21 protein-coding genes, 1 tRNA gene and 2 pseudogenes are annotated in these 26975 nt (G+C 50.0%); 10 read left to right on the top strand and 14 right to left on the bottom strand.

Annotated features, from left to right (window positions below):
* Positions 1-116: 116 nt before the first annotated feature.
* The 5 genes from sstT to ACLJRE_RS02645 all read right to left on the bottom strand — a co-directional run bounded on the left by sstT (position 117) and on the right by ACLJRE_RS02645 (position 5282).
* The gene (gene sstT / locus ACLJRE_RS02665; protein WP_000235360.1) at positions 117-1361 is read right to left on the bottom strand and encodes a serine/threonine transporter SstT; all 1245 of its coding nucleotides are present in this window, start codon (positions 1359-1361) and stop codon (positions 117-119) included.
* Positions 1362-1615: 254 nt separating this feature from the next.
* Positions 1616-2584 (bottom strand): TerC family protein, encoded by a 969-nt coding sequence (locus ACLJRE_RS02660; RefSeq protein ID WP_001098836.1) that lies wholly within the window; start codon positions 2582-2584, stop codon positions 1616-1618.
* Positions 2585-2853: 269 nt separating this feature from the next.
* The gene (locus tag ACLJRE_RS02655; RefSeq protein WP_000617687.1) at positions 2854-3852 is read right to left on the bottom strand and encodes a Gfo/Idh/MocA family protein; all 999 of its coding nucleotides are present in this window, start codon (positions 3850-3852) and stop codon (positions 2854-2856) included.
* 88 nt (positions 3853-3940) lie between these two features.
* Complete coding sequence (locus ACLJRE_RS02650) at positions 3941-4633, bottom strand: vancomycin high temperature exclusion protein (protein WP_000951044.1); 693 nt, start codon at positions 4631-4633, stop codon at positions 3941-3943.
* A 151-nt stretch (positions 4634-4784) separates the two neighbouring features.
* The gene (locus ACLJRE_RS02645) at positions 4785-5282 is read right to left on the bottom strand and encodes a M48 family metallopeptidase (protein ID WP_000202969.1); all 498 of its coding nucleotides are present in this window, start codon (positions 5280-5282) and stop codon (positions 4785-4787) included.
* 85 nt (positions 5283-5367) lie between these two features.
* Between ACLJRE_RS02645 and rlmG the strand changes: the two genes are divergently transcribed.
* Positions 5368-6504 (top strand): 23S rRNA (guanine(1835)-N(2))-methyltransferase RlmG, encoded by a 1137-nt coding sequence (gene rlmG, locus ACLJRE_RS02640; RefSeq protein WP_000019989.1) that lies wholly within the window; start codon positions 5368-5370, stop codon positions 6502-6504.
* Between the two features lie 80 nt (positions 6505-6584).
* On the opposite strand, the gene ACLJRE_RS02635 is transcribed toward rlmG, so the two are convergent.
* Both ACLJRE_RS02635 and ygjG read right to left on the bottom strand, forming a co-directional pair.
* Positions 6585-8603, bottom strand: coding sequence for an NADPH-dependent 2,4-dienoyl-CoA reductase (locus tag ACLJRE_RS02635; protein ID WP_000121535.1), 2019 nt, complete (start codon positions 8601-8603; stop codon positions 6585-6587).
* 170 nt (positions 8604-8773) lie between these two features.
* Positions 8774-10153, bottom strand: a complete 1380-nt coding sequence (gene ygjG, locus ACLJRE_RS02630) for a putrescine aminotransferase (protein WP_001520281.1) — start codon at positions 10151-10153, stop codon at positions 8774-8776.
* Between the two features lie 429 nt (positions 10154-10582).
* Here ygjG and ACLJRE_RS02625 point away from each other — a divergent pair, with 429 nt between their 5' ends.
* Positions 10583-12103, top strand: coding sequence for a PAS domain-containing methyl-accepting chemotaxis protein (locus ACLJRE_RS02625; RefSeq protein ID WP_023212682.1), 1521 nt, complete (start codon positions 10583-10585; stop codon positions 12101-12103).
* Between the two features lie 387 nt (positions 12104-12490).
* A complete protein-coding gene (locus ACLJRE_RS02620) occupies positions 12491-14059 on the top strand; it encodes a methyl-accepting chemotaxis protein (RefSeq protein ID WP_000478462.1) in 1569 nt (522 codons plus the stop codon).
* Here ACLJRE_RS02620 and ACLJRE_RS02615 read toward each other — a convergent pair.
* On the bottom strand, positions 14056-14703 hold the full coding sequence (locus tag ACLJRE_RS02615) for a PadR family transcriptional regulator (RefSeq protein WP_000983434.1): 648 nt from the start codon (positions 14701-14703) through the stop codon (positions 14056-14058). The genes ACLJRE_RS02620 and ACLJRE_RS02615 overlap by 4 nt on opposite strands.
* A gap of 231 nt (positions 14704-14934) precedes the next feature.
* On the opposite strand from ACLJRE_RS02615, the gene ACLJRE_RS02610 reads away from it, so the two are divergent.
* Positions 14935-15702, top strand: a complete 768-nt coding sequence (locus ACLJRE_RS02610; protein WP_023212683.1) for a siderophore-interacting protein — start codon at positions 14935-14937, stop codon at positions 15700-15702.
* Positions 15703-15935: 233 nt separating this feature from the next.
* Here the strand turns inward: ACLJRE_RS02610 and ACLJRE_RS02605 are convergent, their stop codons facing one another.
* The 4 genes from ACLJRE_RS02605 to ACLJRE_RS02590 all read right to left on the bottom strand — a co-directional run bounded on the left by ACLJRE_RS02605 (position 15936) and on the right by ACLJRE_RS02590 (position 19208).
* On the bottom strand, positions 15936-16310 hold the full coding sequence (locus tag ACLJRE_RS02605) for a hypothetical protein (RefSeq protein WP_053296622.1): 375 nt from the start codon (positions 16308-16310) through the stop codon (positions 15936-15938).
* 435 nt (positions 16311-16745) lie between these two features.
* Complete coding sequence (locus tag ACLJRE_RS02600; RefSeq protein WP_023136705.1) at positions 16746-17789, bottom strand: tyrosine-type recombinase/integrase; 1044 nt, start codon at positions 17787-17789, stop codon at positions 16746-16748.
* Between the two features lie 14 nt (positions 17790-17803).
* Positions 17804-18616, bottom strand: a complete 813-nt coding sequence (locus ACLJRE_RS02595) for a hypothetical protein (RefSeq protein WP_023212685.1) — start codon at positions 18614-18616, stop codon at positions 17804-17806.
* Position 18617: 1 nt separating this feature from the next.
* Positions 18618-19208, bottom strand: coding sequence for a phage repressor protein CI (locus ACLJRE_RS02590; RefSeq protein WP_023212686.1), 591 nt, complete (start codon positions 19206-19208; stop codon positions 18618-18620).
* Between the two features lie 134 nt (positions 19209-19342).
* Between ACLJRE_RS02590 and ACLJRE_RS02585 the strand changes: the two genes are divergently transcribed.
* The 5 genes and pseudogenes from ACLJRE_RS02585 to ACLJRE_RS02565 all read left to right on the top strand — a co-directional run bounded on the left by ACLJRE_RS02585 (position 19343) and on the right by ACLJRE_RS02565 (position 23801).
* On the top strand, positions 19343-19564 hold the full coding sequence (locus ACLJRE_RS02585; protein WP_023136702.1) for a hypothetical protein: 222 nt from the start codon (positions 19343-19345) through the stop codon (positions 19562-19564).
* Positions 19565-19594: 30 nt separating this feature from the next.
* Positions 19595-20022 (top strand): annotated as a pseudogene (locus ACLJRE_RS02580) (phage regulatory CII family protein); the annotation flags it as partial.
* Positions 19986-21467: pseudogene (locus ACLJRE_RS02575) on the top strand (hypothetical protein); the annotation flags it as partial. The pseudogenes ACLJRE_RS02580 and ACLJRE_RS02575, both read left to right, overlap by 37 nt.
* 671 nt (positions 21468-22138) lie before the next feature.
* The gene (locus ACLJRE_RS02570) at positions 22139-23071 is read left to right on the top strand and encodes a HipA domain-containing protein (protein ID WP_023136699.1); all 933 of its coding nucleotides are present in this window, start codon (positions 22139-22141) and stop codon (positions 23069-23071) included.
* On the top strand, positions 23061-23801 hold the full coding sequence (locus ACLJRE_RS02565; protein ID WP_023136698.1) for an HIRAN domain-containing protein: 741 nt from the start codon (positions 23061-23063) through the stop codon (positions 23799-23801). The genes ACLJRE_RS02570 and ACLJRE_RS02565 overlap by 11 nt, the downstream gene beginning before the upstream one ends.
* 353 nt (positions 23802-24154) lie before the next feature.
* Here ACLJRE_RS02565 and ACLJRE_RS02560 read toward each other — a convergent pair.
* Positions 24155-24230 (bottom strand) — tRNA-Ile (locus ACLJRE_RS02560).
* Positions 24231-24355: 125 nt separating this feature from the next.
* On the opposite strand from ACLJRE_RS02560, the gene mug reads away from it, so the two are divergent.
* Entirely contained in the window at positions 24356-24862 is a 507-nt protein-coding gene (gene mug / locus ACLJRE_RS02555) for a G/U mismatch-specific DNA glycosylase (protein WP_000237779.1), read from the top strand.
* A 123-nt stretch (positions 24863-24985) separates the two neighbouring features.
* On the opposite strand, the gene rpoD is transcribed toward mug, so the two are convergent.
* Complete coding sequence (rpoD, locus tag ACLJRE_RS02550; RefSeq protein WP_001120162.1) at positions 24986-26968, bottom strand: RNA polymerase sigma factor RpoD; 1983 nt, start codon at positions 26966-26968, stop codon at positions 24986-24988.
* Positions 26969-26975: the final 7 nt, after the last annotated feature.

The raw sequence follows: 26975 nt of genomic DNA, 5'->3' as shown, positions 1-26975 counted from the left end.
TTACGCGAGGATGTCGCGCGTGAACATCAATTCGCTTTAGGTCACAGCCTATGGATTGGGAGATTCAGATCTATCGTTACGCCGGATGGCATACGCCATCCGACATCGATAATCACTTAGCTACGCAAGGCGTTATTCGCCAGACGTTCGTCCTCTGCCTGGCAGGCTGCCGCAGTGAACAGAACATCGGTAGATGAGTTCAGCGCCGTTTCACACGAATCCTGCAATACGCCGATAATAAAGCCGACCGCTACTACCTGCATCGCGATATCGTTCGGGATGCCAAACATGTTGCACGCCAGCGGGATCAGCAGCAATGAACCGCCTGCCACGCCGGAGGCGCCGCAAGCACACAGCGAGGCCACCACGCTCAGCAGCAGCGCTGTAGGCAGATCCACCGGGACGCCTAACGTATGAACTGCCGCCAACGTCAGAACCGTAATGGTAATTGCCGCGCCGGCCATATTGATGGTGGCGCCCAGCGGAATGGAAACGGAGTAAGTATCCCTGTCCAGATTCAGTTTTTCGCACAGCGCCATATTCACTGGAATATTGGCGGCAGAGCTGCGGGTAAAGAAGGCATAAACGCCGCTTTCACGCAGGCAGGCGAACACCAGCGGATAAGGGTTGCGACGAATTTTCCAGAATACCAACAGCGGGTTGACCACCAGCGCGACCAGCAGCATACAGCCAATCAAGACGACCAGCAGGTGCGCATAGCCCCACAGGGTGGAGAAGCCAGTGGTTGCAAGCGTTGATGAAACCAGACCAAAAATACCGATTGGCGCGAAACGGATCACCAGTTTCACCATAAAGGTCACGGCGTTAGACATATCGTTCACGAGGTTTTTGGTGGTTTCATTGCCATGACGCAGGGCAAATCCCAGGCCGACGGCCCACACCAGAATCCCGATATAGTTAGCGTTCAGCAGCGCGTCGATGGGGTTCGACACCATGCTCATCAGCAGACCGCGCAGGACTTCTACAATGCCGGACGGCGGCACGATATCCTGGGCGCTACTGGACAGATGCAGCGTTGAAGGGAAGGCGAAGCTGAACACAACGGCCGCCAGCGCGGCTGAAAAGGTGCCTAGCAGGTAAAGGAAGAGAATAGGGCGAATATTGGTTTTTTGACCGTGCTGGTGGTTGGCGATCGAGGCCATTACCAGCATCAGCACCAGAACGGGGGCGACCGCTTTTAAGGCGCCGACGAACAGGGTGCCAAGCAAGCCAACCGCTTCTGCCGCAGGCTTAGAAATCCATGCCAGTAAAATCCCCAGTACCAGACCCACTAAAATTTGTTTAACCAGACTGCCTTGCGCTAAACGCTGCAGTAGCCCTGATGCTCGTTGCGTAGCCATTTCATGTTCCTTGTATTGTGTTGCTGGTCATCCCCTGCACGCTCTTACGGCGCATCTTTCAGGATGTAACAAAGTGTTTGCCTGGTTGAGTATAAGGAAAGTTGAAGGTTCGGGAAGCGAAATATCCTGGATTTTTTGCTGCGATCATGTTTTATAACTTTATATTAACAGTATTGTGACATGTTAAACAAAAACGCCCGGCAGGTGTGCGCTGCCGGGCGTTTTTGACGGGGCAGGTTTACCCCGATAAAAGATTATTGCGCTCGCAGTTTCTTATCGCGCTGATGGTTAACCCAGGCGTTAATCACCAGCGTAATGGTCAGAATGCCAAACACTACGCCCAGCGAAATCGCGATAGGAATATGGTAGAAGTCGACGATCAGCATCTTAATGCCGATAAAGACCAGAATGACCGCCAGACCATATTTCAGCATCGAGAAGCGTTCCGCCACGCCGGACAGCAGGAAGTACATCGCGCGCAGTCCTAAGATGGCAAACAGGTTAGAGGTCAGTACGATGAACGGGTCGGTGGTGACCGCAAAGATCGCCGGAATACTGTCAACGGCGAAGATTACATCGCTGAGCTCAACCATAATCAGCACCAGCAGCAGCGGCGTGGCATACAACAGGCCGTTTTTACGTACGAAAAAGTGCTCGTTCTCGATCGTATCGGTCATACGCAGATGCCCGCGCAGCCAACGCACCATCGGTTTTTCGCCAATGCCGGATTCGTCTTCCTTCGCCAGCGCCATTTTTACGCCGGTAAACAGCAGGAAGGCGCCGAACACATACAGCAGCCATTCGAACTGAGTGATAAGCCAGGTACCGGCGAAAATCATGATAGTACGCAACACGATCGCGCCAAGGACCCCATACACCAGCACCCGGCGTTGCAGAGCCGGAGGGACGGAGAAATAGCTAAACAGCATCAGCCAGACAAAGACGTTATCTACGGCCAGCGACTTTTCAATCAGATAGCCGGTAAGGAACGCCAATGCCTGCGGGTCAGCAACTTCGCGCCCTTGCGTTTCAGCCAGATACCACCAGAAAGCAGCGTTAAACAGTAGCGAGAGCGTTACCCACAGGATTGACCATCCTGCCGCTTGTTTCATCGACATCGCATGTGCGCCACGGCGTCCCTGCAACAACAGGTCGATGGATAGCATTATCACCACAACAACCGCGAATCCACCCCATAATAATGGCGTACCAACAGTATTCATTATTTCTCCCTATGCAAAAAAAAACGGCTAACGCCGAATGGCATTAGCCGCTGCTTTTATGCATAGACCTTGCCATTCGGCAAGGTCTCACTTACAACAATAAAGGAATACGCTGACGCATTCCTTTATGGCTGCCCGGTGACCGGATGTGGTTTTGCACACATCGTAATGACGATCGACCGGCAATGAAGTTACTCCCCTTTGCGCGTAACAAAGTATGACAGGCCACGCGTAGAGTCAATGACCTGTAACATATAATTTACATAATTTTACGCAGTAAGGGGATGGGTCAGATCGTCCGCCGGGAAGATGACCCCGGTTTGACGGCGTATTTCTGTCAGCCATTTTGCCGTGGCGCGACTTAGCGACAACCCCGGATGTTCCACGGCATGGTTTTCAATAAGCTGGGCAAACGCCCCGGCTTCATACAGCATGGTATTAATATGCTGAGGCTGGGTCAGATCCTGCATCAGCGCGCCGCGCGGCGCAAAACACACTTTCTGGCATTCCGACAGCTTTTCAATGACCAGCGATCCCCTCTCGCCCTGAATTTCACTGGCCAGTACCGAGTCGCTGACTTTGGAATGCTGTAGCGTGACGCTAAAATCGCCGTAATCCATAACCACGACGCCGTGCGCATCTACTCCGCTTTCCAACAAATTCGCCGACGCCTGAACGCTGCGCGGCTCGCCCCATAGCGCGATCGCCGACGCCAGACAGTAATACCCGATATCCATAATCGAACCATTGGAGAAGGCCGGATTAAACGTATTCGGATTTTCACCGTTCAGATAGCGCTGATAACGTGAAGAGTACTGGCAGTAATTTAGTAATGCTTTATGCATTCTGCCGATTTTCGGCAACGATTCCCGCAGCAGCAGAAAATTGGGCAGGCAGGCGGTTTTAAAGGCTTCAAACAGTACCCGCTGGTTATCGCGCGCGCAGGCGATAGCGGCATCAACCTCCGCCAGGTTAGAAGCCAGCGGCTTTTCGCACATGACATGTTTTTTATGCTGCAAAAAGCGCTGTGTCTGGGAGAAATGCAGGGAGTTCGGGCTGGCGATATAAACCGCCTCAATCGCGTCGCTTTGCGCCATCGCTTCCAGCGAGGTAAACAGATGCTCGACGGGATAATCATTTGCGAAAGACTGCGCCTGTTCAAGACTACGGGAGTAAACGGCGGCGAGCCTGAATTTGCCGGTTTCGTGGGCGGCGTCGACAAACTGGCGCGTGATCCAGTTAGTCCCAATTACAGCGAAACGTATCATAAACGTCAGCGGACTCCAGAAAGGGATTTTTCGTCAATGTAGCACGCCTTTCCGCCCTTGCCAGTGCGCTGCGACGCACTCTGGCATTTTACTGGCGAGAAGGGCACCCGTGTGCGCTATCAGCCCCAATAGTGACGCCAGCGCCCAGATATTTAGGCTGACGGTGCAAAATTTTGGCATCCAGCACCGCGCTAACCCGCGCCAGCTTTTCCCGAATTCGTGTGTAGGTTCCGTGCCTTTTATTCAGATCCGGCGCGTTAACGCCGATAGCGTCAATGCCATATTGTTGCGCTAGCCAGATCGCCCGTTGATTATGGAATGCTTGCGAGATAATCGTAATGCGGCTTTCGCCAAACACTTTCCGGGCGCGAACTACGGAGTCCAGCGTGGAGAATCCGGCATAATCACAAAAAATGGCCGCTTCCGGCACACCTTTCGCTATCAGCGCCTGCTGCATCGCCGAAGGTTCATCGTACTCTTTTTTGCCGTTATCGCCGCTGACTAACAGCCACTTCACTTTACCGGCGTGATACAACGCGGCGGCAGTATTAATCCGCCGGGTAAAATACCGATTGCCGGGTTTAGCGCCTAACACCAGCCCGACGTTGCGGGCGGGAACGGTCTGAATGTCATTCCATGTCAGATGCTGCGAGGCGTTGACGATAAGCCAGTTGGAATAGAAAAGCGCGACGCCTGCTGCGACAAGCAGAAAACACGCCACTGTTAACGCCCGGCGTGTAAAACAGAGGCGGCGGATAAAACGGGCACATTGTGAGAGCATGGTTGTTGCGCGGTTCCGTTGGCGGTGGATAAAAAATACCCTCTACAGATCGTCATCCTTGACGTGGCGGCAGGCAATGAGCGAAATGTGAACGCGCCGATTTTATGCCCACGCCGTTAAAAAGATACGGGGGAAGGGGCATTTTCAGAATTTATTGTGCCGACAGCGCCTGATGCGTCAGCCACAGTCGCGTATCAAACTCCAGTTGATGGTACTGCGGCTCCATATGGCAGCAGAGCTGATAAAACGCTTTGTTATGATCTTTCTCTTTCAGGTGCGCCAGCTCGTGAACCACAATCATCCGTAAGAATGGCTCCGGGGCGTTACGAAACACGGTGGCGACGCGGATCTCCGCCTTTGCCTTGAGCTTGCCGCCCTGAACGCGCGAGACAGCGGTATGTAGTCCCAGCGCATTTTTCAGCACATGGATCTTGCTGTCATACATCACTTTATTGATGGGCGGCGCATTGCGCAGAAACTGACTTTTCAGTTCCTGAGTATAGTGATATAGCGCTTTGTCAGTGGCGTAATCATGCGCGCCGGGATAACGTTTTTCCAGCACCGCTCCCAGGCGCTGCTCGGCGATTAAGGTACGCACCTGGGCAAGGAGATGTTCCGGATACCCCTGAAGGTAAGTTAGTGAGGTCATCAAAGCTCCATGTTGCTGATAAAAAGTGTATACTCACGCACCCTTTTCAGGGATAACGCCGCAATTTTACCATTCAGGAGGCCTAATGAGCCACGTAGACGACGGTTTCCGTTCACTGACGCTGAAACGTTTTCCGCAAACGGATGATGTTAACCCGCTTCTGGCGTGGGAGGCGGCCGATGAGTATCTGCTGCAACAGTTGGATGAGACGGAAATTCGCGGCCCGGTGCTGATCCTGAATGATACGTTTGGCGCGCTAAGCTGTGCGCTGGCGGAGCATTCGCCATACAGTATTGGCGATTCGTATTTAAGCGAACTGGGTACGCGAGAGAATTTACGCCATAACGGCATCGCGGAGTCCAGCGTAACGTTTCTCGACAGTACCGCTGACTACCCGCAGGCGCCGGGCGTGGTATTGATTAAGGTACCGAAAACACTGGCGTTGCTGGAACAGCAGTTACGCGCTTTGCGTAAGGTCGTTACGGCGCAAACGCGTATTATCGCCGGCGCGAAAGCGCGTGATATTCATACCTCTACGCTGGAACTGTTTGAAAAAGTGCTGGGCCCAACCACGACGACGCTGGCGTGGAAGAAAGCGCGCCTGATTAACTGTACCTTCAGTCATCCGCAACTGGCCGACGCGCCGCAAACGCTAAGCTGGAAACTGGAAGATACAGGCTGGACGATTCACAACCACGCGAATGTGTTTTCTCGTACCGGATTGGATATCGGCGCGCGCTTCTTTATGCAGCATTTGCCGGAAAACCTCGACGGGGAGATTGTCGATCTCGGCTGCGGCAATGGGGTGATTGGCCTGAGCTTACTGGCGAAAAATCCGCAGGCGAACGTGGTATTTGTCGATGAATCGCCGATGGCGGTAGATTCCAGCCGTTTGAATGTAGAAACGAACCTGCCGGAAGCGTTCGAACGCTGCGAATTTATGATCAACAATGCGCTCTCCGGCGTGGAGCCGTTCCGTTTTAACGCTGTGTTCTGCAACCCGCCGTTCCACCAGAAACATGCGCTGACGGATAATATCGCCTGGGAGATGTTCCATCACGCCCGCCGTTGCCTGAAAATCAACGGCGAACTGTATATTGTGGCGAACCGCCATCTGGACTATTTCCACAAGCTGAAGAAGATTTTCGGTAATTGCGCGACGATAGCAACCAACAATAAATTTGTTATTTTGAAAGCGGTGAAGCAGGGACGCCGTCGATAAGGCGCTCAAGCGTCATACCGGCCTATAAAACCGGTATGACGGCGTAAGCCCGATAAGCGCAGCGCCATCAGGTAAAGTCGTTAAATCTCCAGCGCCAGTCGGGTGCCCTGGGCAATCGCCCGTCGGGCATCCAGCTCCATCGCGACATCGCATCCGCCGATAAGATGTACCGTTTTACCTGCGGCGCGTAACGGGTCCGCCAGCTCGCGGCGAGGCTCCTGTCCGGCGCAGATCACCACATGATCCACTTCCAGCAACTGCGGTTCGCCGCCGATCAAGAGATGTAATCCGTCGTCGTCGATCTTCTGGTAACTAACCGCCGGGATCATCTTCACGCCGCGCGCCAGTAACGTCGCGCGATGGATCCAGCCGGTGGTTTTACCTAACCCTTCGCCCGGCTTGCTGGCTTTGCGTTGCAGCATGACGATTTGCCGTGGACTACGTGCCAGGCGTGGGCCTTCCGGGCGCAGACCGCCTGCCTGCTGCAGGCTGGTATCAATTCCCCATTCCGTACAAAATTCAGCAATATTTTGGCTGGTGGATTCGCCGTGCTGGCTCAGATACATGGCCGTGTCAAAACCGATCCCGCCGCAGCCGATGATCGCCACTCGTTTACCAACCGGCGCTTTATCGCGCAATACCTCCAGGTAGGTCAATGCCTTTGGATGATCGATACCGTCTATCGGCGGGCGGCGCGGTACTATTCCACAGGCGAGGATCGCTTCGTCAAACGGCTGAAGATCCTCTGCGTTCACCCGTTGGTTCAGTTTCAGCGTAACGCCAGTAATATCGATCATTCGACGGTAGTAGCGCAGCGTTTCGTAAAACTCCTCTTTACCCGGGATCTGCCTGGCGATAGTGAACTGACCGCCAATTTCACTCTGGGCGTCAAACAGCGTGACATGATGGCCGCGCGACGCGGCGTTAATCGCGAAAGCCAGCCCCGCCGGGCCTGCGCCGACAACGGCCAGGTTCTTTTTGCGTATGACCGGCGTTATCGGCATGTGGGTTTCGTGACAGGCGCGCGGGTTCACCAGACAGGAGGTCACTTTGCCGATGAAGATCCGATCCAGACAGGCCTGATTACAGCCGATACAGGTGTTGATCTCATCTGCGCGTCCGGATTGCGCTTTAGTCAGGAATTCGGCATCGGCAAGGAAGGGACGCGCCATCGACACCATATCGGCATCGCCGCGCGTCAGGATCGTCTCAGCGACCTGCGGATCGTTAATGCGATTGGTCGCGATCAGCGGAACCGACACATGACCTTTGAGTTTCCGCGTCACCCAGCTAAAGGCGCCACGCGGTACTGGCGTGGCGATGGTCGGGATTCGCGCCTCATGCCAGCCAATGCCGGTATTAATTAGGCTTGCGCCTGCGGCTTCAATGGCTTGCGCCAGTTGTACCGTTTCGTCGAACGTGCCGCCATTTTCCACCAGATCGAGCATCGACAGGCGATAGATAATAATAAAGTCGTTCCCTACCCGCTGGCGTACCGCGCGTACTACCTCAACCGCGAAGCGCATACGGCTGGTATAGTCGCCGCCCCATTCGTCATCGCGATGGTTAGTTCGCCGGGTGAGAAATTCATTAATCAGATAGCCCTCTGATCCCATCACCTCTACGCCGTCGTAGCCTGCTTCCCGCGCCAGTTGCGCGCAATGCGCGAAGTCGTCGATTAACTGCAAGATTTCATCATGCGTCAGTTCGTGCGGCATAAAGCGGTTGATTGGCGCCTGAATTGCCGACGGCGCGACCAGGTGCGGCTGATAGCTGTAACGTCCGGTGTGCAGAATTTGCAGCGCGATTTTACCGCCTTGCGCATGTACGGCATCGGTCACCACGCGGTGAGGCGTTAATTGGCTGGCATCGTTCAGCATCGCACCGCCGGTCATCACGACCCCGGAGGGAACGGGCGCAATACCGCCGGTGACGATTAACGCTACGCCGTGTCGCGCGCGCTCGGCATAAAATGCCGCCAGGCGCTCAGCGCCATCAGGATGTTCTTCCAGACCCGTGTGCATCGATCCCATCAGCACGCGGTTTCTGAGAGTAGTAAAGCCCAGATCGAGCGGGGCGAACAGCGACGGGTAGCTCATAAGCGTATCCAGTATGTAAAATTATTGTTATGTGGTCGGATGAGTTACTACTGTAGCCGTCGCGAGGTAAAAGGGAAAAGGGGAATGTGGTGATTGTGATGGGATTCAAAAAAGAGGCCGCGACCCGGGGAAAACAGGCCGGATAAGCATAGCGCCATCCGGCATCGTTTTTAAACCTCTTCAACGCTCACCTGCATCGCCGCCAGCGCATTACGCGCTGATTTCAATACCTGTTCGCACAGTTCAATGGTTAGCGTGAGCGGTGGCTCGATACGAATTGTTTTCGCATTATTCAGCGTACCAGCGACCAGCACGCGTTGACGGAACATCTCACTGGCAAAACGGTAGCCCGTTTCGTTATCGACAAATTCAATGGCCATCAACATACCTTTGCCGCGCGCATCGTGTACCAGATTGGGATATTCACGCGCAAGTTGTCGAAAACCATCCAGTAGCGTATCGCCTTTTTGTTCCGCCTGGGCCGGGAGGTTTTGCTCCAGCAGGACGTTAATGGTCGCCAGCGCGGCAGCACAAGCCAGCGGATTACCGCCAAAAGTGGTGGTATGCAGGAAGGGGTTGTCGAACAGAACCGAAAACACCTCTTCAGTCGCGATGGTGGCGCCAATCGGCATCACGCCGCCGCCCAGGGCTTTCGCCAGACACAGAATATCAGGCTGCACATTTTCGTGCTCACAGGCAAACATCTTGCCGGTACGCCCCATGCCGGTTTGTACTTCATCCAGAATCATCAGCGCGCCGAATTCGTCACAGAGCTTACGTACCTCTGTCAGGTATCCCTGCGGCGGCAGGATCACGCCGCCTTCACCCTGAATAGGCTCCAGAATCACGGCTGCTATCTCGTCGCCCGTTTTTTTGCCTTCGCTAAATGCCATGCTCATCGCGTCAATATTGCCAAACGGCACATGGCGGAAGCCCGGCAGTAAAGGCATAAAGGGTCTGCGGAAGGTAGATTTGGCCGTGGCGGAGAGCGCGCCCAATGATTTGCCGTGAAATGCGCCGCTGGTGGCGATAAAGGTAAACTTGCCGCGCGGCGACTGATACGCTTTTGCCAGTTTTAGCGCCGCTTCGACGGATTCGGTGCCGCTGTTACAGAAAAAGCTGTACTTGAGTTTCCCCGGTGTCAGCGCCGCCAGCGTTTTTGCCAGCATCGCCCGCAAGGGATCAAGTAACTCCTGGCTGTGGAGAGGTTGTTTTGCGAGTTGATTCTGGACGGCGGATACCACAACAGGATTACGGTGCCCCACGTTAAAGATGCCAAATCCCCCAAGACAGTCGATAAACTCCTGCCCCTGGGTGTCGACAAGCGTATTCAAACTGCCCGCTTGCCACTCTACGGCTCCGTAATCCCCGCCGGCGGTAACAGATTTCCGGTATTCCAGAAATCCTGGATTTACATGCTCTTTAAAGTAGTCAATGACCTCTCGGTTTAGTGCTTTCATTTCCTCATGGTTTAGCGTTCGCTTCTCGATGAGATTCAGTGCGTGCGCGCTACAGGCCAAAGCCGATGCGCTGGAAGGTAACCTGTTCAAAATGAGCTCCAGAGGGCCGTGTATCACATGATACTGAATTAAGTATTGCAGGGATTAGCGGGGGTCTAAGCCCATAGTGAAAATCGGGATAAACACCAGGAATAATCACATTTACACAACATTTAATGTTATGTGTTAACAATTGGATGCATTTTGAGCAGATCTTGTTTTATGGTTTACGGTGTGTTGCGTTAACGGCGGCGTGAGAAAAAGGTGAGCCAGGGCAGATTTTAAAGAAAAAGGTTGTCCATGCTAAACAATTTCATAATGAAAATAAGGCGCAGGATGAGGTGAAAATCGTACAAATATTAAGGATTAATCGCAAATTGCGATCCAGAGCAATTTTAACAACTAAAGATAAATAGATTAGCGCCGAAATAACATCTGAGCGAAAAATTAACATCCAGATAACCTGCACAGGACGCTATCATGTCTTCTCATCCCTACGTCAGCCAGCTAAATACCCCGCTGGATGATGATACCACTCTGATGTCTACGACCGACCTGGAAAGCTATATCACTCACGCCAATGACACTTTTGTCCAGGTGAGCGGCTATCAGTTAAACGAGTTACTGGCGCAGCCACATAATCTGGTGCGTCATCCGGATATGCCGAAAGCTGCCTTCGCAGATATGTGGTACACCCTAAAACAGGGCGAACCGTGGAGCGGCATTGTGAAAAACCGGCGTAAAAACGGCGACCATTATTGGGTGAGGGCCAACGCGGTACCGATGATACGTGAAGGGCGTGTGACGGGATATATGTCGATCCGTACCCGCGCCACGGATGATGAGATTGCCGCCGTCGAGCCTTTATATCAGGCGCTAAATGAAGGGCGGTGTAGTAAACGTATTCATAAAGGCCTGGTGGTTCGTCAGGGCTTGCTGGGCAAACTGCCCGCTATGCCTGTTCGCTGGCGAGTGCGTAGCATTATGGGGCTAATGGCCGTAATGCTGGCGTTGGCGCTGTTCGGTACGGATGCCTCATGGCAGGCGTTGCTGTTGGGCGCGTTGGCGATGCTGGCAGGTACGGCGCTATTTGAATGGCAAATTGTGCGTCCCATTGAAAATGTGGCGACGCAGGCGCTGAAAGTGGCGACCGGCGAACGCAACAGCGTACAACATCTTAATCGCAGCGATGAGTTGGGGCTGATGCTGAGGGCCGTGGGGCAGCTTGGCTTGATGTGCCGCTGGCTGATCAATGACGTATCAAGTCAGGTTTCCAGCGTCAGAAACGGCAGTGAAAGGCTGGCGAAGGGTAACAATGATCTGAACGAACACACCCGTCAGACCGTGGAGAATGTTCAGGAAACGGTAACGACCATGAACCAGATGGCGGAGTCCGTGAAGCTCAATTCCGAGACGGCTTCCGCTGCGGATAAGCTTTCCATGGCGGCCAGTAGTGCGGCGACTCAGGGAGGTGAGGCGATGGATACGGTGATTAAAACGATGGATGATATCGCTCACAGTACGCAACGTATCGGGACGATCACCACGCTAATTAACGATATCGCTTTTCAGACGAATATCCTGGCGCTGAATGCGGCGGTAGAAGCGGCGAGAGCGGGCGAGCAGGGGAAAGGGTTTGCCGTGGTTGCTGGCGAGGTACGCCATCTTGCCAGCCGCAGCGCTAACGCGGCGAACGATATTCGTAAATTAATTGATGCCAGCGCAACAAAGGTGCAGTCAGGCTCCGAGCAGGTTCACGCCGCAGGCCGTACCATGGATGACATTGTAGCCCAGGTGCAAAATGTCACCCTGCTTATCGCACGGATCAGCCAGTCGACGCAGGAACAGACAGATGGGCTTTCCAGCCTGACTCGCGCCGTGGACGAGTTGAACCGCATAACCCAGAAGAATGCGGCGCTGGTGGAAGAGAGCACACAAGTCTCCGCAATGGTAAAACACCGTGCCAGCCGGCTGGAGGATGCGGTCACGGTACTGCATTAAGTTTATTTGTAGGTAGCAACGGTAATGACATCCGCCCGGTAGCAACAAGCTTACCGGGCGGATGCGCTCTGATAGAAGGCGGTGCCTGCCATCACAGAGAGTATCAGTGGCCTGTGATGTTAAAAATAATGTGATATTTATTCCTTCTCCCTTGTCTACCTATTAATAGGTATAAGCTCAGTTGATAAATAAGAAATGGTTAACCTTTTAGCGTATTTCTTTCATTATTAGTGCCAATTTATGTCACTTTTGGTTCATCTTTCTGTGAACAATAAAAATTACTTACTAATAATGTTCCGAAATAAAAAGCGATCAATATCATAAAGTTAGTAACATTATTGCCGATAAATCTTCCTGTATGAGGATATGCAATCCCAGGGAGAAAATATGTTTTTGCATAACATTAAAATACGTTCAAAATTATTTATGGCCTTTGGCTTATTCATTGTTCTCATGGTGGTGAGTTCCGCTCTGTCTTTGTTTAGCCTTGATCGGGCTAATACGGGTATGCAGGACATTATTACCAATGATTATCCCACCACGGTAAAAGCCAATCTGTTAATCGATAATTTTAATGATTTCATCATCGCGCAGCAGCTCATGTTACTGGATGAAGAGGGGCGCTGGAGCCAGAGCTCGCAGAAAGAACTCAGTGAGATAAGCCAGCGTATTTCGGCGTTACTGGATGAGCTTTCCAGGGAAAATAGTCACGATGCGGATTCACAGAAAATCATTAATGAGATCCGTGAAGCGCGCCAGCAATATCTGGAGTCCAGATTCCGTATTTTGAAAGATATTCAAAGCAATAATCGTCAGGCGGCCATTCAGGAGATGATGACCAGAACGGTGCAGGTGCAAAAAGTCTATAAGGACAAAGTCCAGGAACTTATCGCTGTTCAGGACGCGCAGATGCATGAAGCGAGCGTGCAGGTCAAAGAGGATTTTAAAAATAATCGGACGCTGTTAATCACTTTGGCGCTGATAAGCATCGCCGCCGGAGGCGTAATGGGATGGTATATTGTGCGTTCTATTACCCGGCCGCTTGATGACGCAGTACGCTTTGCCGAGGCGATTGCCGATGGCGATCTGACTCGCCATATCACCACCGACTATAAAGATGAAACAGGCGTACTACTGCAAGCGTTAATGGCGATGAAAACGCGTCTACTGGATATCGTACAGGAAGTGCAAAACGGTTCGGAGAGTATCTCCACGGCGGCGGCGCAAATTGTCGCCGGTAACCAGGATTTGGCGGCGCGTACGGAAGAGCAGGCCAGCTCGGTTGAAGAAACGGCGGCGTCGATGGAACAGATTACCGCCACGGTTAAAAATACGGCTGACCATACCAGTGAAGCGACCAAACTCTCTGCCGGCGCCGCCAGCGTGGTGAAAAACAATGGGGAGATGATGAATCAAGTGACGCAGAAAATGCGCGTCATTAACGACACGGCAAATCGTATGTCGGATATCATCAATATCATTGATTCCATTGCCTTTCAGACCAATATTCTGGCGCTGAACGCGGCGGTTGAAGCGGCGCGCGCGGGCGAACATGGGCGCGGTTTTGCCGTTGTCGCCGGAGAGGTTCGCCAGTTGGCGCAAAAGAGCGCCTCGTCAGCCAGTGAAATCCGTAATTTGATTGAAGATTCAACCAGTCAGACTCAGGAAGGGATGCACCTGGTGGAGAAAGCCAGCGCCCTGATTAATGGCATGGTGGATAACGTCGAAGAGATGGATGTGATATTACGTGAGATTGGGCAGGCCAGCCGCGAGCAAACTGACGGTATTTCGCAGATTAACAGCGCGATTGGCCTGATTGACGCCGCCACGCAACAAAACTCCTGCCTTGTGGAAGAGTCTGTTGCCGCCGCGGCGTCGCTGAACGAACAGGCGTTACATTTAAAAGAGCTGGTTAACGTGTTCCGCGTCCGCGAAGAGGACACGCAGCCCGCTTAATCCAGTTCGGCGATTTCCAGCGCCGCGCGATCAATCACGCCGATAATGCGTTTGATTTGCGCGTCGTTGATATCGCTGTGGTTTATCCGCAGATCCAGCACGGCCTTGAAGTTATCCAGCGCCCGCTTCATCTGCGGATTTTTACGTAACTCCATGCCCACACAACGGGCTTTTAGCCGCGCCTGAATATGCGTCAGATGTTCGCGATTTTCATCAAGCCATTGCGCGCCGTTCGCGGTAATCGCGATTTTTTTCCGCCCGCCTTCTTCGTCGCTAATCGTGATAAATTGCTGATCCTGTAAAAAATCCAGCGTAGGGTAGATCACGCCAGCGCTTGGCGTATAGCCGCCCCCCGTCAGGTTTTCTATCGCTTTAATCAGTTCATAGCCGTGGCTGGCGTCCCGGGTCAGGATATCAAGAATGACCAGCCGAAGTTCCCCGTGGCCAAAAAATCGCTGACGTCGACCACCGCCCTGTCCATGACGACCACAGCCGTGTCCGTGACGGTGTTCGCCGCCGCAACTGGCGTTCTCATGCTGATGCGCGCTATGGCAGCCTTCATGCTGATGTTCTCGATCTTTGCAGCAACCATCGTGCTTATGATCCCGGTTTTTGCAACACCCTTCATGTTGATTTTGCATCATTGCCTCCTGCTTATTTAGATATATCTAATTTATATCTAAATGATGGGTTTTAGCAAGGGTAAAAGCGATTGTTGCTATAATCTATTAATTTATAACGTTTTATTCTAAGGTTATAGTTAGCGACGCGTTGCCAGATCACTATCAAAAAACAGTTGCATTTTTACTGATTAACAATCATTATCATTTAAAACTTTAATTTAGATATATCGTATTACTTCACGAAGGCAAAAAATGACGACATCATCCTCACGCTATCCACAGCGTGTTCGTAATGAACTGCGTTTTCGCGAGCTGACCGTTCTGCGGGTAGAACGTATTAGCGCAGGATTTCAGCGGATCGTACTTGGCGGCGAGGCGCTGGACGGTTTCACCTCCCTGGGCTTTGACGATCACACGAAAGTTTTTTTCCCTGAGCCAGGCTGTCGCTTTACGCCTCCGACAGTCACTGAGGAAGGCATTATCTGGGGGGAGGGCGTTCGTCCGGTCTCCAGGGATTACACGCCGCTGTATGACGAGGCGCGTCGCGAGCTGGCGCTGGATTTCTTTATCCACGATGGCGGCGTAGCCAGCCGTTGGGCAATGGAAGCCCGTGAAGGCGATACACTGACGATCGGCGGGCCGCGCGGTTCGCTGGTGGTGCCGGAAGATTATGCCTGTCAGGTTTATGTCTGCGATGAGTCCGGTATGCCTGCGCTGCGTCGTCGTCTGGAATCGCTTAGTCGTCTGCCTGCGCGCCCTGCGGTAACCGCGCTGGTGAGCATTCAGGATGCCGCATATCGCGATTATCTCGCCCATTTGACGGATATTACTGTGGAATATGTTGTTGGCGGCGATGAACAGGTAATGCAAACGCGCCTGTCGCAGCTGACAATACCAGAATCGGACTATTTCATCTGGATTACTGGTGAAGGCAAAACGGTAAAACGTTTAAGTCAGTGCTTTGAAAAGGGGTTTGATCCACACCTGGTACGTGCGGCAGCCTATTGGCATCGTAAATAGCGGTATGGGGCGACCCTGTCAGAAACAAAAAAGCCACTCTTTAGAGTGGCTTAATTATATGATTTTAAAGCTAAAATTTGGTGGCCCCTGCTGGGCTTGAACCAGCGACCAAGCGATTATGAGAAGAGTGACCTACCTATAAAAATCAATAAGTTATAGTCAAATCATAAACTTGGATGACGAATGTTATCCAAGTTTATTGAGTATTTGAGTTTTGAGGGGACAAAAAAGGGTCAAAAATCAGTGGCATCATCCCAAGGGGTTTTACCTTCTTTGACTAGGTCGTTAGCGCGAGTAATGACCTCCGCCGCCCGATGAGAAAGAAATAGTATTTTTCTGTCTTGGCGTTCAAAAATATAACGGAACTGAGTCATGTTTGTATTCGTATAGCATGAGATAAAAAAGAGAATATCTTCATTAATTTTTGTATGATACATCCGTAACATTAAACTATAGGTTTCTTCATCGGTAGTTTTGTCTAAAGTGTCGATAAGATACAAAAAATGTTTGAATTCGTCTTTAAAACTTATCTTCATTTCTGATAAAACAATAGCCGGTCGATGAAAATCAAATCCTCTTCTATTTTCCGGAATAGTGTTACTCAGCATTGACCATAAATCATTTAGCAATCTTCTGTAAGCTTCTTTAATGAAATCCTCCTGGGGAACTATGTTTTTTTTTGTTTATAGCATATATTTTCCTCTCAAGTATGGAATTGAATGCGTCGATATAACTCTCAAACAGCTTTAAAGAAAATTCTTTCTCCATGTTTTTTATTTGCCGCTCGTTGTTTTTGATTGACTCCATTGTTAGGTTATGTGTTTTTTCATTGTTTTTAAGTGTGATATGAAGTGTATATATTAACGCAAATATGCTACATGCTGACAAAAGTGTGCCACTCGTCCCGCTTAAAAATGAACCTAGGCTTGACCAATTAGCTTGATTATTAGAAAGTTCACCGTGAAAATGATAAAAATAAACAGCCAATGGAGTTAATGATATAATAATAATTGCAAGGGAAATTAAAAAAGGTATTGTTTTTTTTATTTGTTTTCATTCTTAAATACTCCGGAAAGAGGATTGAATCTTAATGCTTCGTCAAGATGAACAGGGGAGAAATGGGAGTATCTCATGGTCATTTTAATATCTGTGTGCCCTAATATACTTTTAAGAACGAGGATGTTTCCGCCATTCATCATAAAATGTGACGCAAAAGTGTGGCGCAGAACGTGCGAAAGTTGGCCATCTGGTAAGTTCAAATCGGCACGTTCGACAGCTTTACGAAATGCTGAATAACAAGATTTGAAGAATCGCCCAAGCTTTGCCGGTTTTGGTAGTGCGTCATAAAATTCTTGGCTGATAGGCACAGTTCTGTTTCTGTTCCCTTTCGTTTTGAAAAAGCTGACTTTCAGGTTTTTGATTTGTTTAGTTGTAACTGATTCAGCTTCATCCCAGCGAGCCCCTGTAGCCAGGCACAAGCAAGCCACCCAGTACGTGCTTTCATTCCTGCTTTTCATACATTCTTCTAACAAGCGAGCGATCTCTTCATCTTCAAGGTAGGCTAATTCGGCTTCCTCAGATTTGAAGGGACGAATGTTAGTTAGGGGGTTATCTAGTTTCCAGTGGCCGAGGCGCTTCAGCTCATTAAATACCGCCCGGAAATACGCCAGCTCAAGATTCATTGTTCTAGGGGAAACCTGTTTGACGCGTGATGTGCGGGATATCTCACCGGACAGGCGTTTTTTGCGATACAGAGAAAACATGGTGGCATCAAATTCATGAGCCAGTGGATCGCCCATGCTTTCACAGGCAAACTCCATTGCGCTTTTACGCTTCTCACCATCGTCTAATGTCACGCCGTGCTCGTTGTACCATTGCTGCACGAGTTCACGCAGTTTGCGGGGATCTTCTTTTCCATCCAGCCACGGTTTTACATGGATATTCTCCATGATGTGATTTTCGTAGGCTTGCGCTTCGCCTTTCGTAGTGAATGTCTTACGAATTCGCTTGCTGGGTTTACCTTTTGGTTTTCCTTCTGGGTAGAAGTCCAGTAACCATTTCCCATCTAATTGTTTTCGGATTGACACCACTAATACCTTAACTATGAATTATCATCATCTTTTTTCGTATGAGTATAAATAATGTTTATCGTATCTTTAGATTTCTCTTCAAGATAATCATCAACTGCTTGTAGTAAAGAGTTGGAACAATTTTTATTCTCAGATTGACTCAGAATCTTTCTAGTCCAAGAGTTCATAAGTTGATTGTCTAATTTTTTGTTTTTCTGTAATGACTCTATTCTTGACATCTTTTCGTCAAGTCTTTTTATCATTTCAAATATGAGGCTGTCTTTCTCATTAAGTTGCAAATGTTCAACATTGGCTGGTTGAATTTTTAATAATTTCACAATTGAATTAACGTCATCTTCGGTTGCTTCATCTGTTTCCATAAGCATTGCTGCTATTTCATCAATATCATTCATTACACTGTCGACACGTAAAGTATGATCGTATTTTACGTAACGAAAACCAGTTATATCAAACGGTGTATTAGTTCGTCCATCTGTGATGAGAATTGTTTTTTTGTTGAATGCTTGTCTAAGTCCTAATTCGTAGAACACATTGGCATTTTTAGAACTTAAATCACAAATAGCCATGTCGCATTCGACTATGTTTTTTAAAATATCAAACATAATCATGTGCGAGGCTTTGGCGTCATCTGCCCTTACTACTTTGAAGCCTGCTTTCTCACATGCGGGTTTTATTAGGTGGTTATAAACCCGACCAAAATGACCATTGTCATAATCAGGATGATCGGCAATAGGCATAATAGCAAAGCACGTCTTCTCTTTTTCTACTGCTTCCTGAGGTACTTCATCATTATTTCTAGTTATTTTTTTTTGAGAGGTGCTCATGTCAATTCCCTTCTGAAATAATTAAAACCACACGACCTATTACATTAATATCATCAAGTGCGCAGTCAAATGCCATACCAACACCACTAACACGCACTTTTTTAATCGGGATACGTGTGAGCGTTCTGATGCTGGTTTTACCCTCAATGTTTACCAGCCATTCGCCGCCGAAAACTTCTGCAAACTTCTGATCGAGGATAAATTGGGCCTTTTCGTCCTGGACACAAATAGGAGCTGCCGGTAGTGGCGCGCCAGCGCGGAAAAATACTTTGTCAAACATCACATAGCCGGAGTCATAAAGTTGGCCATCAACTAGTTTTTGGCTGGGGAATTTCATGATATCCAGTTCGGCATCCTCAAACTTTTTCCCTTGTCCCGTCGATAGCCATTCTAAGGAAGCCCCTGTCTCTGCAACGCAACGAACAACCATATCTGCAGGAAAAATACCTCTTTTGAATCTTGCTGAAAGGCTACTCGAAGCCATGTCGAAGTGATCGGCTAGTTGAAGCTTAGATGTAAAACCATACGCTTCAACTACGCGATCAAGTACTTCGCTGCTGTGCCCTATTTGGTCAAAGGGGAATTTGCTCATAAGTACACAACTTTCGACTAAAGCGAAAATTTATTTATTTCTCTATTTAGTCGAATTAAAGCCTCTCCATGATTTAGTTTTAATCGAATGCTGATGAGTGTTGCCGCGCTCAACTGAACAAAGGAGTTTGCCTTATGCGTCCTAACATTACAATCACCATCCCTACCCCTTACCTCCCGATTGATGAGTATTGCCGCATTACTGGTACGCCTATGGGGACGGCTCGTGACATGGTACGTGATGGCCGTCTGCCTATCCGTGGAAAAGGTGATAAGCCTCGTGCACGCGTTGAAATCAATATGGCTGCGTTAACGGTGCAAGCGTTAAGCGAATGCAATATTTCGGTTAACGCGTAATTCATCCTACGGATTAGAGTGAGGCAAACAATGTTTGATTACCAGACCTCTAAACATGCGCACTTTAATGCGGCTTGCCGAGCATTTGCAATTGAGCACAATCTGGAAGATGTGGCCGCTGCCGTTGGTATGAAACCACAGATCCTGCGTAACAAACTGAACCCAGCACAGCCGCACCGTTTAACCTGTAACGAGCTTTTAGCTATTACGATTACACCGAAGATGCGCGTTTACTGGATGGGATGCTGGGGCAAATTAACTGCCTTCCATCCGTGCCTGTGAACAATGCCACAGAAGGCAACATGCAGCTGTGTGCACTGAGCGCCACAGCCTGTGTGGGCGCAATTGCTGGGGAAGCCGTATCAACTGGTCATATGACCGCCGCCCGCCGTACACAAATTCTGGATCGCGCTCGCGATGCTATCAGCGTCTGTTCGTCCGCGAGCTGGCTGGCGTATTTGAACGGATGTGGCCATGCTCATTCCAGCATCCGACACTGCGCGATGTGGCCGGATGGCTGGAGGAAAACAGCGGGATCAGCATTGCGGTACCGGATGTGCCGTACAGTGATAAACCGAACCCCCATTTCACCCATAACGGGACGGGATACCAGCTGCTGAATAACCTGGGCAGGGCATTCAGTATCACGGATTACATCTGGTATCCATTGCCGGATGGTTCGCTGTATGTCGGCGGCGCAGAAAAGGCGCTGTTTGCCGGACGCCCGGTAGAAATCCCGGCAGAGTTCAGCCAGGGAACGGCGGGCGGTAATTCCATGACATTGCCGGTGATCCAGAGTCTTCGTCCGGGCGTGGACGTGAACGGGGAACGCGTGACCAAAGTTCATCTGACTAATGACACAATGACCATCACGTGGACACCACGGAACCGCGCCACAGGTCAGCCATTGCAGAAAACACCGGCGCAGCGTCAGATAGAAAGCCATTATCCGGAATTGGCTTCAGGTCTTCACCTGCCCAAACTGGCCAGGGTGGTGGCACCCAGCGAGGCCGTAAAAAGCGGTAATTTTGCCGACCCGTTCCGGCCACGGTACGCTGTTGACGTGCAGCTGCTTGACGCGGACGGCAACCCGGACAACCAGACGCCGGTGTATTCCGCCGTACCGCTGCCAGTGCCAATGGCCGGTAACGATTCGGGAATGTTCCAGTTTCCACCGGAAGGAACGCTGGTAGAAGTGGCGTTTACGGGCGGCAGACCGGACAAGCCCTTTATCAGGCAGACGCTGCCGGATGGCACCAGTCTGCCGGACATTAAGCCCGGCGAACAGCTGCAACAGCAGCGAGCGGAAGTCTCGCAACGCATGACACAGGCAGGAGACTGGGTACGCCAGACGGATCAGACCATCAGTGAAACATCGATGGCGCGGACGGTGAAAGCCGACACGGAACGACGAGAACTGGTCAGCCGTGAAACCACGGTGAAAGCCACGGATAAAATCACAGTACTGGGTACCGCCACGCTGATGGCCGGAGCCATACAGCAGGTCAGTGCTGGCGACTTCAGCCAGGCGGTAAAAGGAAACCGGCTGGCCAGTATTACAGGAAATGAAGAAACCGAAATCGCCGGGCAGCTGTCCACGAAAGTGGCCGGCGCCATGAATGTTGATGTGGGGGGAACCCTGACAGAAAAGATTGCCGCATTACGTAAATCTGTGGCGGCGGGCGGTCAGCAGATTATGGGGCCAACCGTGCATATCGGTAGTGAGGGCGTAAATACGCTAACTATGATGCTGGTCACCATTGATTTACTGGCAGAGCTGGCGCAGCAGTGCGCGAGCCATTCACACCCCAGTGTTGGTACGCCGACCAATGCCGGAGCATTCAACCAGACAGCAGTAAAGGCCGGGCAGACCCGGAGCAAGTACCAGAACATCATCGCCTGATTCTCTCTTTTCAGCCCGCATAATGCGGGTTTTTTTACACCCTTCATCAGGCGTCACCTGACGCATTCTAAGCGCTTCTTTTATCTGACCACTACCGCGCAACACCACAAAAGGATCTGTGCTGTCACGTTACGCTGACGACGCCACACGCTGACAAAATAAATCTTTCGCAGACAAAAACGGCGCTACACCGCACCCGCCTGCGGTTTCTGGAACGATTAAATTTTTCAGTTGGATTTTTCTTCAAATCATATCGCCAGTCCGCACCAGTACTGGCAGATTTGCGGAGGCTGGAAACTGAAAAGATTGAAAGGAATTTCAGTGTGTTTCAGTTTTAAGGATCGCTGAACAATCATTCCAGCTATTCATCCCTCTGAAAACAAAGGGGTTTAATTTATTTATGTGAAAGATGGAGAACACTTTGTAGGATTGAAATAAGGTCATTGGTATATAACTTATTATTTATTAAAGTGTTTTTTGATGGGCTCTGAAAAACTGAAATTTAACTATGTATAATTATATGAAATTGGTAATCATTATCACAACAATAGATAGTAATTAACTGGATATAATTACAGTGTCATGATACTGTTTATTACAAGTTGTGGCGTAACCCTGAGCAGCTTGAGTACAATGATTCAAACTTTTTGTATCTCATACAGGGAAGATTAATGGCTCAGTATCGGTTAGAACGCCTAGCTCCTGTAGCCAGCGATCTTGAGCAACTCGGGACGAAGGAAAAATTCTGGTTTTCATATATGGATACGGAACCAAGATTGTGGCTTTTCAAGTTCTCAAGGGCTGGGACTGGCGAACATTGGTCTGAAAAATGTGCAGCTGAGCTTTGTCATCTGCTAGGAATCCCTCATGCAGAGTATGAGTTAGCTCTGACTGATGGGCGTTACGGTGTGATTTCACCTAATATGATCCCTCCTGGATACCGTATGGTTATGGGGAATGAGGTTCTTCACACTACAACAGTGGATTATCCCCAGCCGTTACCGCCCGGCCAGAGTGCCGTGAGGGTTAAGGAACACACAGTTACTCGTGTATTAGGATGTCTTGATAATGATAATGAAAAAATCCTTCCTCCTGTAAGTGACTATGATTTAAAAGATTTAAACGCGGGAGATGTTTTTTGCGGTTACTTGTTGCTTGATGCATTGATTAGCAATCAAGATCGTCATCATGAAAATTGGGCGATTATGCTAAACAATGAAACTGGTGAGAGAATGTTGTGCCCAACGTATGATCATGCAGCTAGCCTTGGTCGTGAAATGAGGGATGTTGAAAAGGCGGAACGTCTTACAACTAAAGATCGTAATCGGCAAATCCCTACTTTCGTGGGAAAAGCTCGTTCAGAGCTTTTTAAACTTAAGACAGATAGGAAACCGCTGTTAACAGTTGAAGCGTTTAGTCATGCTATAGAAGACAGACCAAGGGCGAGAGAGTACTGGTTAGGCCGGTTAAACGCCTTAACTCATGAGGATATTGTTCGCGTATTCAATGATGTACCAGCAGATTGCATTAGCGAAGTTTCTCGAACTTTTGCAATTGAAATGGTTTTAGAAAATAGAAGAAGGTTACTTGAAGATGAATCGTAATGACTCCGTATATGTTGCATGGCAGGCTCCTGATACCCATGATTGGCATGTCGTGGGAAATTTACAGGCGCGTAATGCTGAATATGTCTTCAACTACACTAAAGGTGCTTTAACTTCTTCAAAGTTCACAAAGTTTAGTGGTATGAATGATTTTAGCGAAACTTATGTTTCTGAGGAATTATTCCCATTATTCAAAAACAGACTTCTGTCACCAAAACGGCCTGAGTATCCAAAATTCATCCATTGGCTAGGATTGGATGGGGCGGGTGCGGAACCAATTGAGATCCTGGCTCGCTCTGGCGGTATGCGTAGCACTGACCAACTGCAAATGTTTAAGCGCATCGAAATTGGTAGTGACGGATATTTTGAACATTTCTTTTTTGCGCACGGGTTAAGGTACATGTCTCATTCCGCTAATGAACGCGTATCTAGCCTGAATCCAGGGGATAGCCTACGCCTATGCCTAGATGTACAAAATGGCTATGATAAGGCTGCTGTGCTCATTAGGGCAGATAACCCAGCAGAAATTGTAGGATACTGCCCTCGTTATTTTGCCAGTGATATCAAGAGAATGCTTCTTGATAACGATACATCGATTAGTTTAAGTGTGGAACGTATCAGTGACGATGCCCCTCATAATTATAGGCTTCTTTGTAAAGTAGTCGGGGAAGTGTCGAGAGCTTTCCTTGATCAGATGATTCTCCAGGAAGAGTTCCAACCTGTAGTGTAAATGTAAAGCCTAGAGGACATCTTCTAGGCTTTTTGCTTTCTACTGTTACGCAAACCTTGTCAACGCCCCATTTTCTACAAAAACTAAGTTTTATATCCCTTCCGTGAGTTACTTTTTACTTTACGAGTTTTGCTCAAAATTGTTCGCTACAAATTTTTTTCAAAAAAATAGCGTTACAGCTTCGAGGTAAATCTCTTTTAGCGTCTAATTTTTACATTTGAACTAGCCTGGTTCAGGTCAATTAGGTAGGCATATTTGGTTCTTGAGGGGACAAAAAGGGGGCACTAACTCTCGAGATAACAAAAAAGCCACTCTTTAGAGTGGCTTAATTATATGATTTTAAGGCTAAAATTTGGTGGCCCCTGCTGGACTTGAACCAGCGACCAAGCGATTATGAGTCGCCTGCTCTAACCACTGAGCTAAGGGGCCGTGGCGGTGGATTATAATGTAACTTTACGCTGTAATCCAGCCGTAACCGTGCGGGTGCTGTTTTTATAAACAATGTGTTTTCAACCCGTTATACTTAAAGTACGTTGTATTGCTCAGGAGTAATAATGGTTAAGGACATACTGGCGCCAGGGCTACGGGTGGTTTTTTGCGGCATCAATCCGGGACTCTCCTCGGCGAATACCGGCTTTCCGTTTGCGCATCCCGCGAATCGTTTTTGGAAAGTTATTCATTTGGCCGGTTTCACCGATCGACAGTTGAAACCGGAAGAGGCGGAAAAATTACTGGATTTTCGCTGCGGGGTAACGAAACTCGTCGACCGACCGACGGTACAAGCGACTGAGGTGAAGTTGCATGAATTACGTAGCGGCGGACGCAACCTGATTGAAAAGATAGAGGACTATCAGCCCGCGGCGCTGGCGGTGCTTGGTAAACAGGCTTTTGAACAGGGATTCAGCCAGCGCGGTATCGCCTGGGGTAAACAAAATATCGCCATTGGCGCGACGATGGTGTGGGTGTTGCCGAATCCCAGCGGCTTAAACCGAATTAAAACGGAAAAACTGGTCGAGGCCTATCGCGAACTGGATCAAGCGCTCATTATGCGTGGGCTATAGCAATGGGGAATGAGGGCGCGAATACTCGCGCTGTGTAGAAATTCTGCAGGCCAAATAGGGCGCTCGCGCATGACCTGATAAAAAAACGCCGCCTTGCGGCGGCGTTTATACGTGTGCGGCGAATTAATCGTCGAGGAAGCTGCGCAGCACTTCAGAACGGCTCGGGTGGCGCAGTTTACGCAGCGCCTTCGCTTCGATCTGACGGATACGTTCGCGGGTAACATCGAACTGTTTACCCACTTCTTCCAGCGTGTGGTCGGTGTTCATATCGATACCGAAACGCATACGCAGCACTTTCGCTTCACGAGCGGTCAGGCCAGCCAAAACGTCGTGAGTGGCGGCACGCAGGCTCTCGGTAGTGGCAGAGTCCAGCGGCAGCTCGAGGGTGGTATCCTCGATGAAATCACCCAGATGCGAATCTTCATCGTCGCCGATCGGCGTTTCCATGGAGATAGGCTCTTTGGCAATCTTCAGCACCTTACGAATTTTATCTTCCGGCATCAGCATCCGTTCAGCCAGCTCTTCCGGCGTTGGCTCGCGGCCCATCTCTTGCAGCATCTGGCGAGAAATACGGTTGAGCTTGTTGATGGTCTCAATCATATGCACCGGAATACGGATGGTGCGCGCCTGATCGGCGATAGAACGGGTGATCGCCTGACGGATCCACCAGGTTGCGTAGGTGGAGAACTTGTAACCACGACGGTATTCAAATTTATCAACCGCTTTCATCAGACCGATGTTGCCTTCCTGAATCAGGTCAAGGAACTGCAAGCCACGGTTGGTGTATTTCTTGGCGATAGAAATAACCAGACGTAAGTTCGCTTCAACCATCTCTTTCTTCGCACGGCGGGCTTTCGCTTCCCCGATGGACATGCGACGGTTGATGTCTTTCACCTGTTCGATGGTCAGACCGGTCTCTTCTTCAATCTGCCGCAGTTTTTGCAGGCAGCGTTGCACTTCTTCCGAGACATCGTGCAGTTTTTCCGACCACGGTTTGTTCATCGCGATAGCGGCGTTGAACCAGGTTTCGCTGGTTTCGTTACCGGTAAACAGCGTGATAAAGTTCTTCTTCGGCATTTTGCACTGCTCGACGCAGAGCTTCATGATCAAACGTTCCTGAGTACGCACGCGATCCATCATCACGCGCATACTGTTGACCAGATAGTCGAATTGCTTCGGTACCAGACGGAACTGTTTGAACACTTCAGACAGCTTCAGAATCTCTTCCTGCGCGGCAGCATGGCTGCGGCCTTTCGCTTTGATGGTGTCGCGCGTAACGACGTATTGCGCGCGCAGCTCAGCGAATTTTTCGCGTGCCAGTTCAGGGTCAATGCTGTTGTCGTCATCGGCGGCGTCATCGTCGCCGTCTTCTTCATCTTCGTCTTCGTCATCATCCAGGTCTTCCTGGGAGAGTTCAGAACCGACGTGAGTTGCGGTCGGCGCCATCTCTTCTTCCGCGTTCGGATCGACAAAGCCGGTGATAAGATCGGACAAACGAGCCTCTTCAGCCTCAACGCGATCGTACTGTTCCAGCAGATAGGTAATGGCTTCCGGGTATTCGGCAACGGAGCATTGAACCTGGTTGATCCCGTCTTCGATACGTTTAGCGATGTCGATTTCGCCTTCCCGGGTCAACAGTTCAACAGTGCCCATTTCACGCATATACATGCGTACCGGGTCAGTCGTACGACCGATTTCAGACTCAACACTGGACAGAACTTGTGCAGCAGCTTCTTCCGCATCTTCATCGGTGCTGGTGGTATTTTCAGCCAGCAGCAGATCATCGGCATCAGGCGCTTCTTCCATTACCTGAATACCCATGTCGTTGATCATTTGGATGATATCTTCAATTTGATCTGAATCGACGATATCTTCCGGCAGATGGTCATTGACCTCAGCATAGGTCAGATAGCCTTGCTCCTTACCACGGGTGACAAGAAGTTTCAGCTGTGACTGCGGGTTTTGCTCCATAAGACGGTATCCACACTTATTCGTTTGATTGGTGTCGACGGTATAGCTGTCGACATTTAAAGCGAGGGCATACTTATATTTTGGCCGCTGCCTCTCACTGCGGCTGTCGGGGGCTTCCCGATCGATATGCGGCATTTAAGCC

Source organism: Salmonella sp. SAL04157 (assembly GCF_046551635.1).
Lineage (GTDB): Bacteria > Pseudomonadota > Gammaproteobacteria > Enterobacterales > Enterobacteriaceae > Salmonella > Salmonella enterica.
This window is presented reverse-complemented; position numbering and strand designations above follow the sequence as displayed.

What these genes read in the sequence shown, in the direction of transcription:
- sstT (WP_000235360.1), bottom strand. Translation starts at nt 1,361, where the DNA reads ATGGCTACGCAACGAGCATCAGGGCTACTGCAGCGTTTAGCGCAAGGC.
- ACLJRE_RS02660 (WP_001098836.1), bottom strand. Translation starts at nt 2,584, where the DNA reads ATGAATACTGTTGGTACGCCATTATTATGGGGTGGATTCGCGGTTGTT.
- ACLJRE_RS02655 (WP_000617687.1), bottom strand. Translation starts at nt 3,852, where the DNA reads ATGATACGTTTCGCTGTAATTGGGACTAACTGGATCACGCGCCAGTTT.
- ACLJRE_RS02650 (WP_000951044.1), bottom strand. Translation starts at nt 4,633, where the DNA reads ATGCTCTCACAATGTGCCCGTTTTATCCGCCGCCTCTGTTTTACACGC.
- ACLJRE_RS02645 (WP_000202969.1), bottom strand. Translation starts at nt 5,282, where the DNA reads ATGACCTCACTAACTTACCTTCAGGGGTATCCGGAACATCTCCTTGCC.
- rlmG (WP_000019989.1), top strand. Translation starts at nt 5,368, where the DNA reads ATGAGCCACGTAGACGACGGTTTCCGTTCACTGACGCTGAAACGTTTT.
- ACLJRE_RS02635 (WP_000121535.1), bottom strand. Translation starts at nt 8,603, where the DNA reads ATGAGCTACCCGTCGCTGTTCGCCCCGCTCGATCTGGGCTTTACTACT.
- ACLJRE_RS02625 (WP_023212682.1), top strand. Translation starts at nt 10,583, where the DNA reads ATGTCTTCTCATCCCTACGTCAGCCAGCTAAATACCCCGCTGGATGAT.
- ACLJRE_RS02620 (WP_000478462.1), top strand. Translation starts at nt 12,491, where the DNA reads ATGTTTTTGCATAACATTAAAATACGTTCAAAATTATTTATGGCCTTT.
- ACLJRE_RS02615 (WP_000983434.1), bottom strand. Translation starts at nt 14,703, where the DNA reads ATGATGCAAAATCAACATGAAGGGTGTTGCAAAAACCGGGATCATAAG.
- ACLJRE_RS02610 (WP_023212683.1), top strand. Translation starts at nt 14,935, where the DNA reads ATGACGACATCATCCTCACGCTATCCACAGCGTGTTCGTAATGAACTG.
- ACLJRE_RS02605 (WP_053296622.1), bottom strand. Translation starts at nt 16,310, where the DNA reads ATGCTGAGTAACACTATTCCGGAAAATAGAAGAGGATTTGATTTTCAT.
- ACLJRE_RS02595 (WP_023212685.1), bottom strand. Translation starts at nt 18,616, where the DNA reads ATGAGCACCTCTCAAAAAAAAATAACTAGAAATAATGATGAAGTACCT.
- ACLJRE_RS02590 (WP_023212686.1), bottom strand. Translation starts at nt 19,208, where the DNA reads ATGAGCAAATTCCCCTTTGACCAAATAGGGCACAGCAGCGAAGTACTT.
- ACLJRE_RS02585 (WP_023136702.1), top strand. Translation starts at nt 19,343, where the DNA reads ATGCGTCCTAACATTACAATCACCATCCCTACCCCTTACCTCCCGATT.
- ACLJRE_RS02570 (WP_023136699.1), top strand. Translation starts at nt 22,139, where the DNA reads ATGGCTCAGTATCGGTTAGAACGCCTAGCTCCTGTAGCCAGCGATCTT.
- ACLJRE_RS02565 (WP_023136698.1), top strand. Translation starts at nt 23,061, where the DNA reads ATGAATCGTAATGACTCCGTATATGTTGCATGGCAGGCTCCTGATACC.
- mug (WP_000237779.1), top strand. Translation starts at nt 24,356, where the DNA reads ATGGTTAAGGACATACTGGCGCCAGGGCTACGGGTGGTTTTTTGCGGC.
- rpoD (WP_001120162.1), bottom strand. Translation starts at nt 26,968, where the DNA reads ATGCCGCATATCGATCGGGAAGCCCCCGACAGCCGCAGTGAGAGGCAG.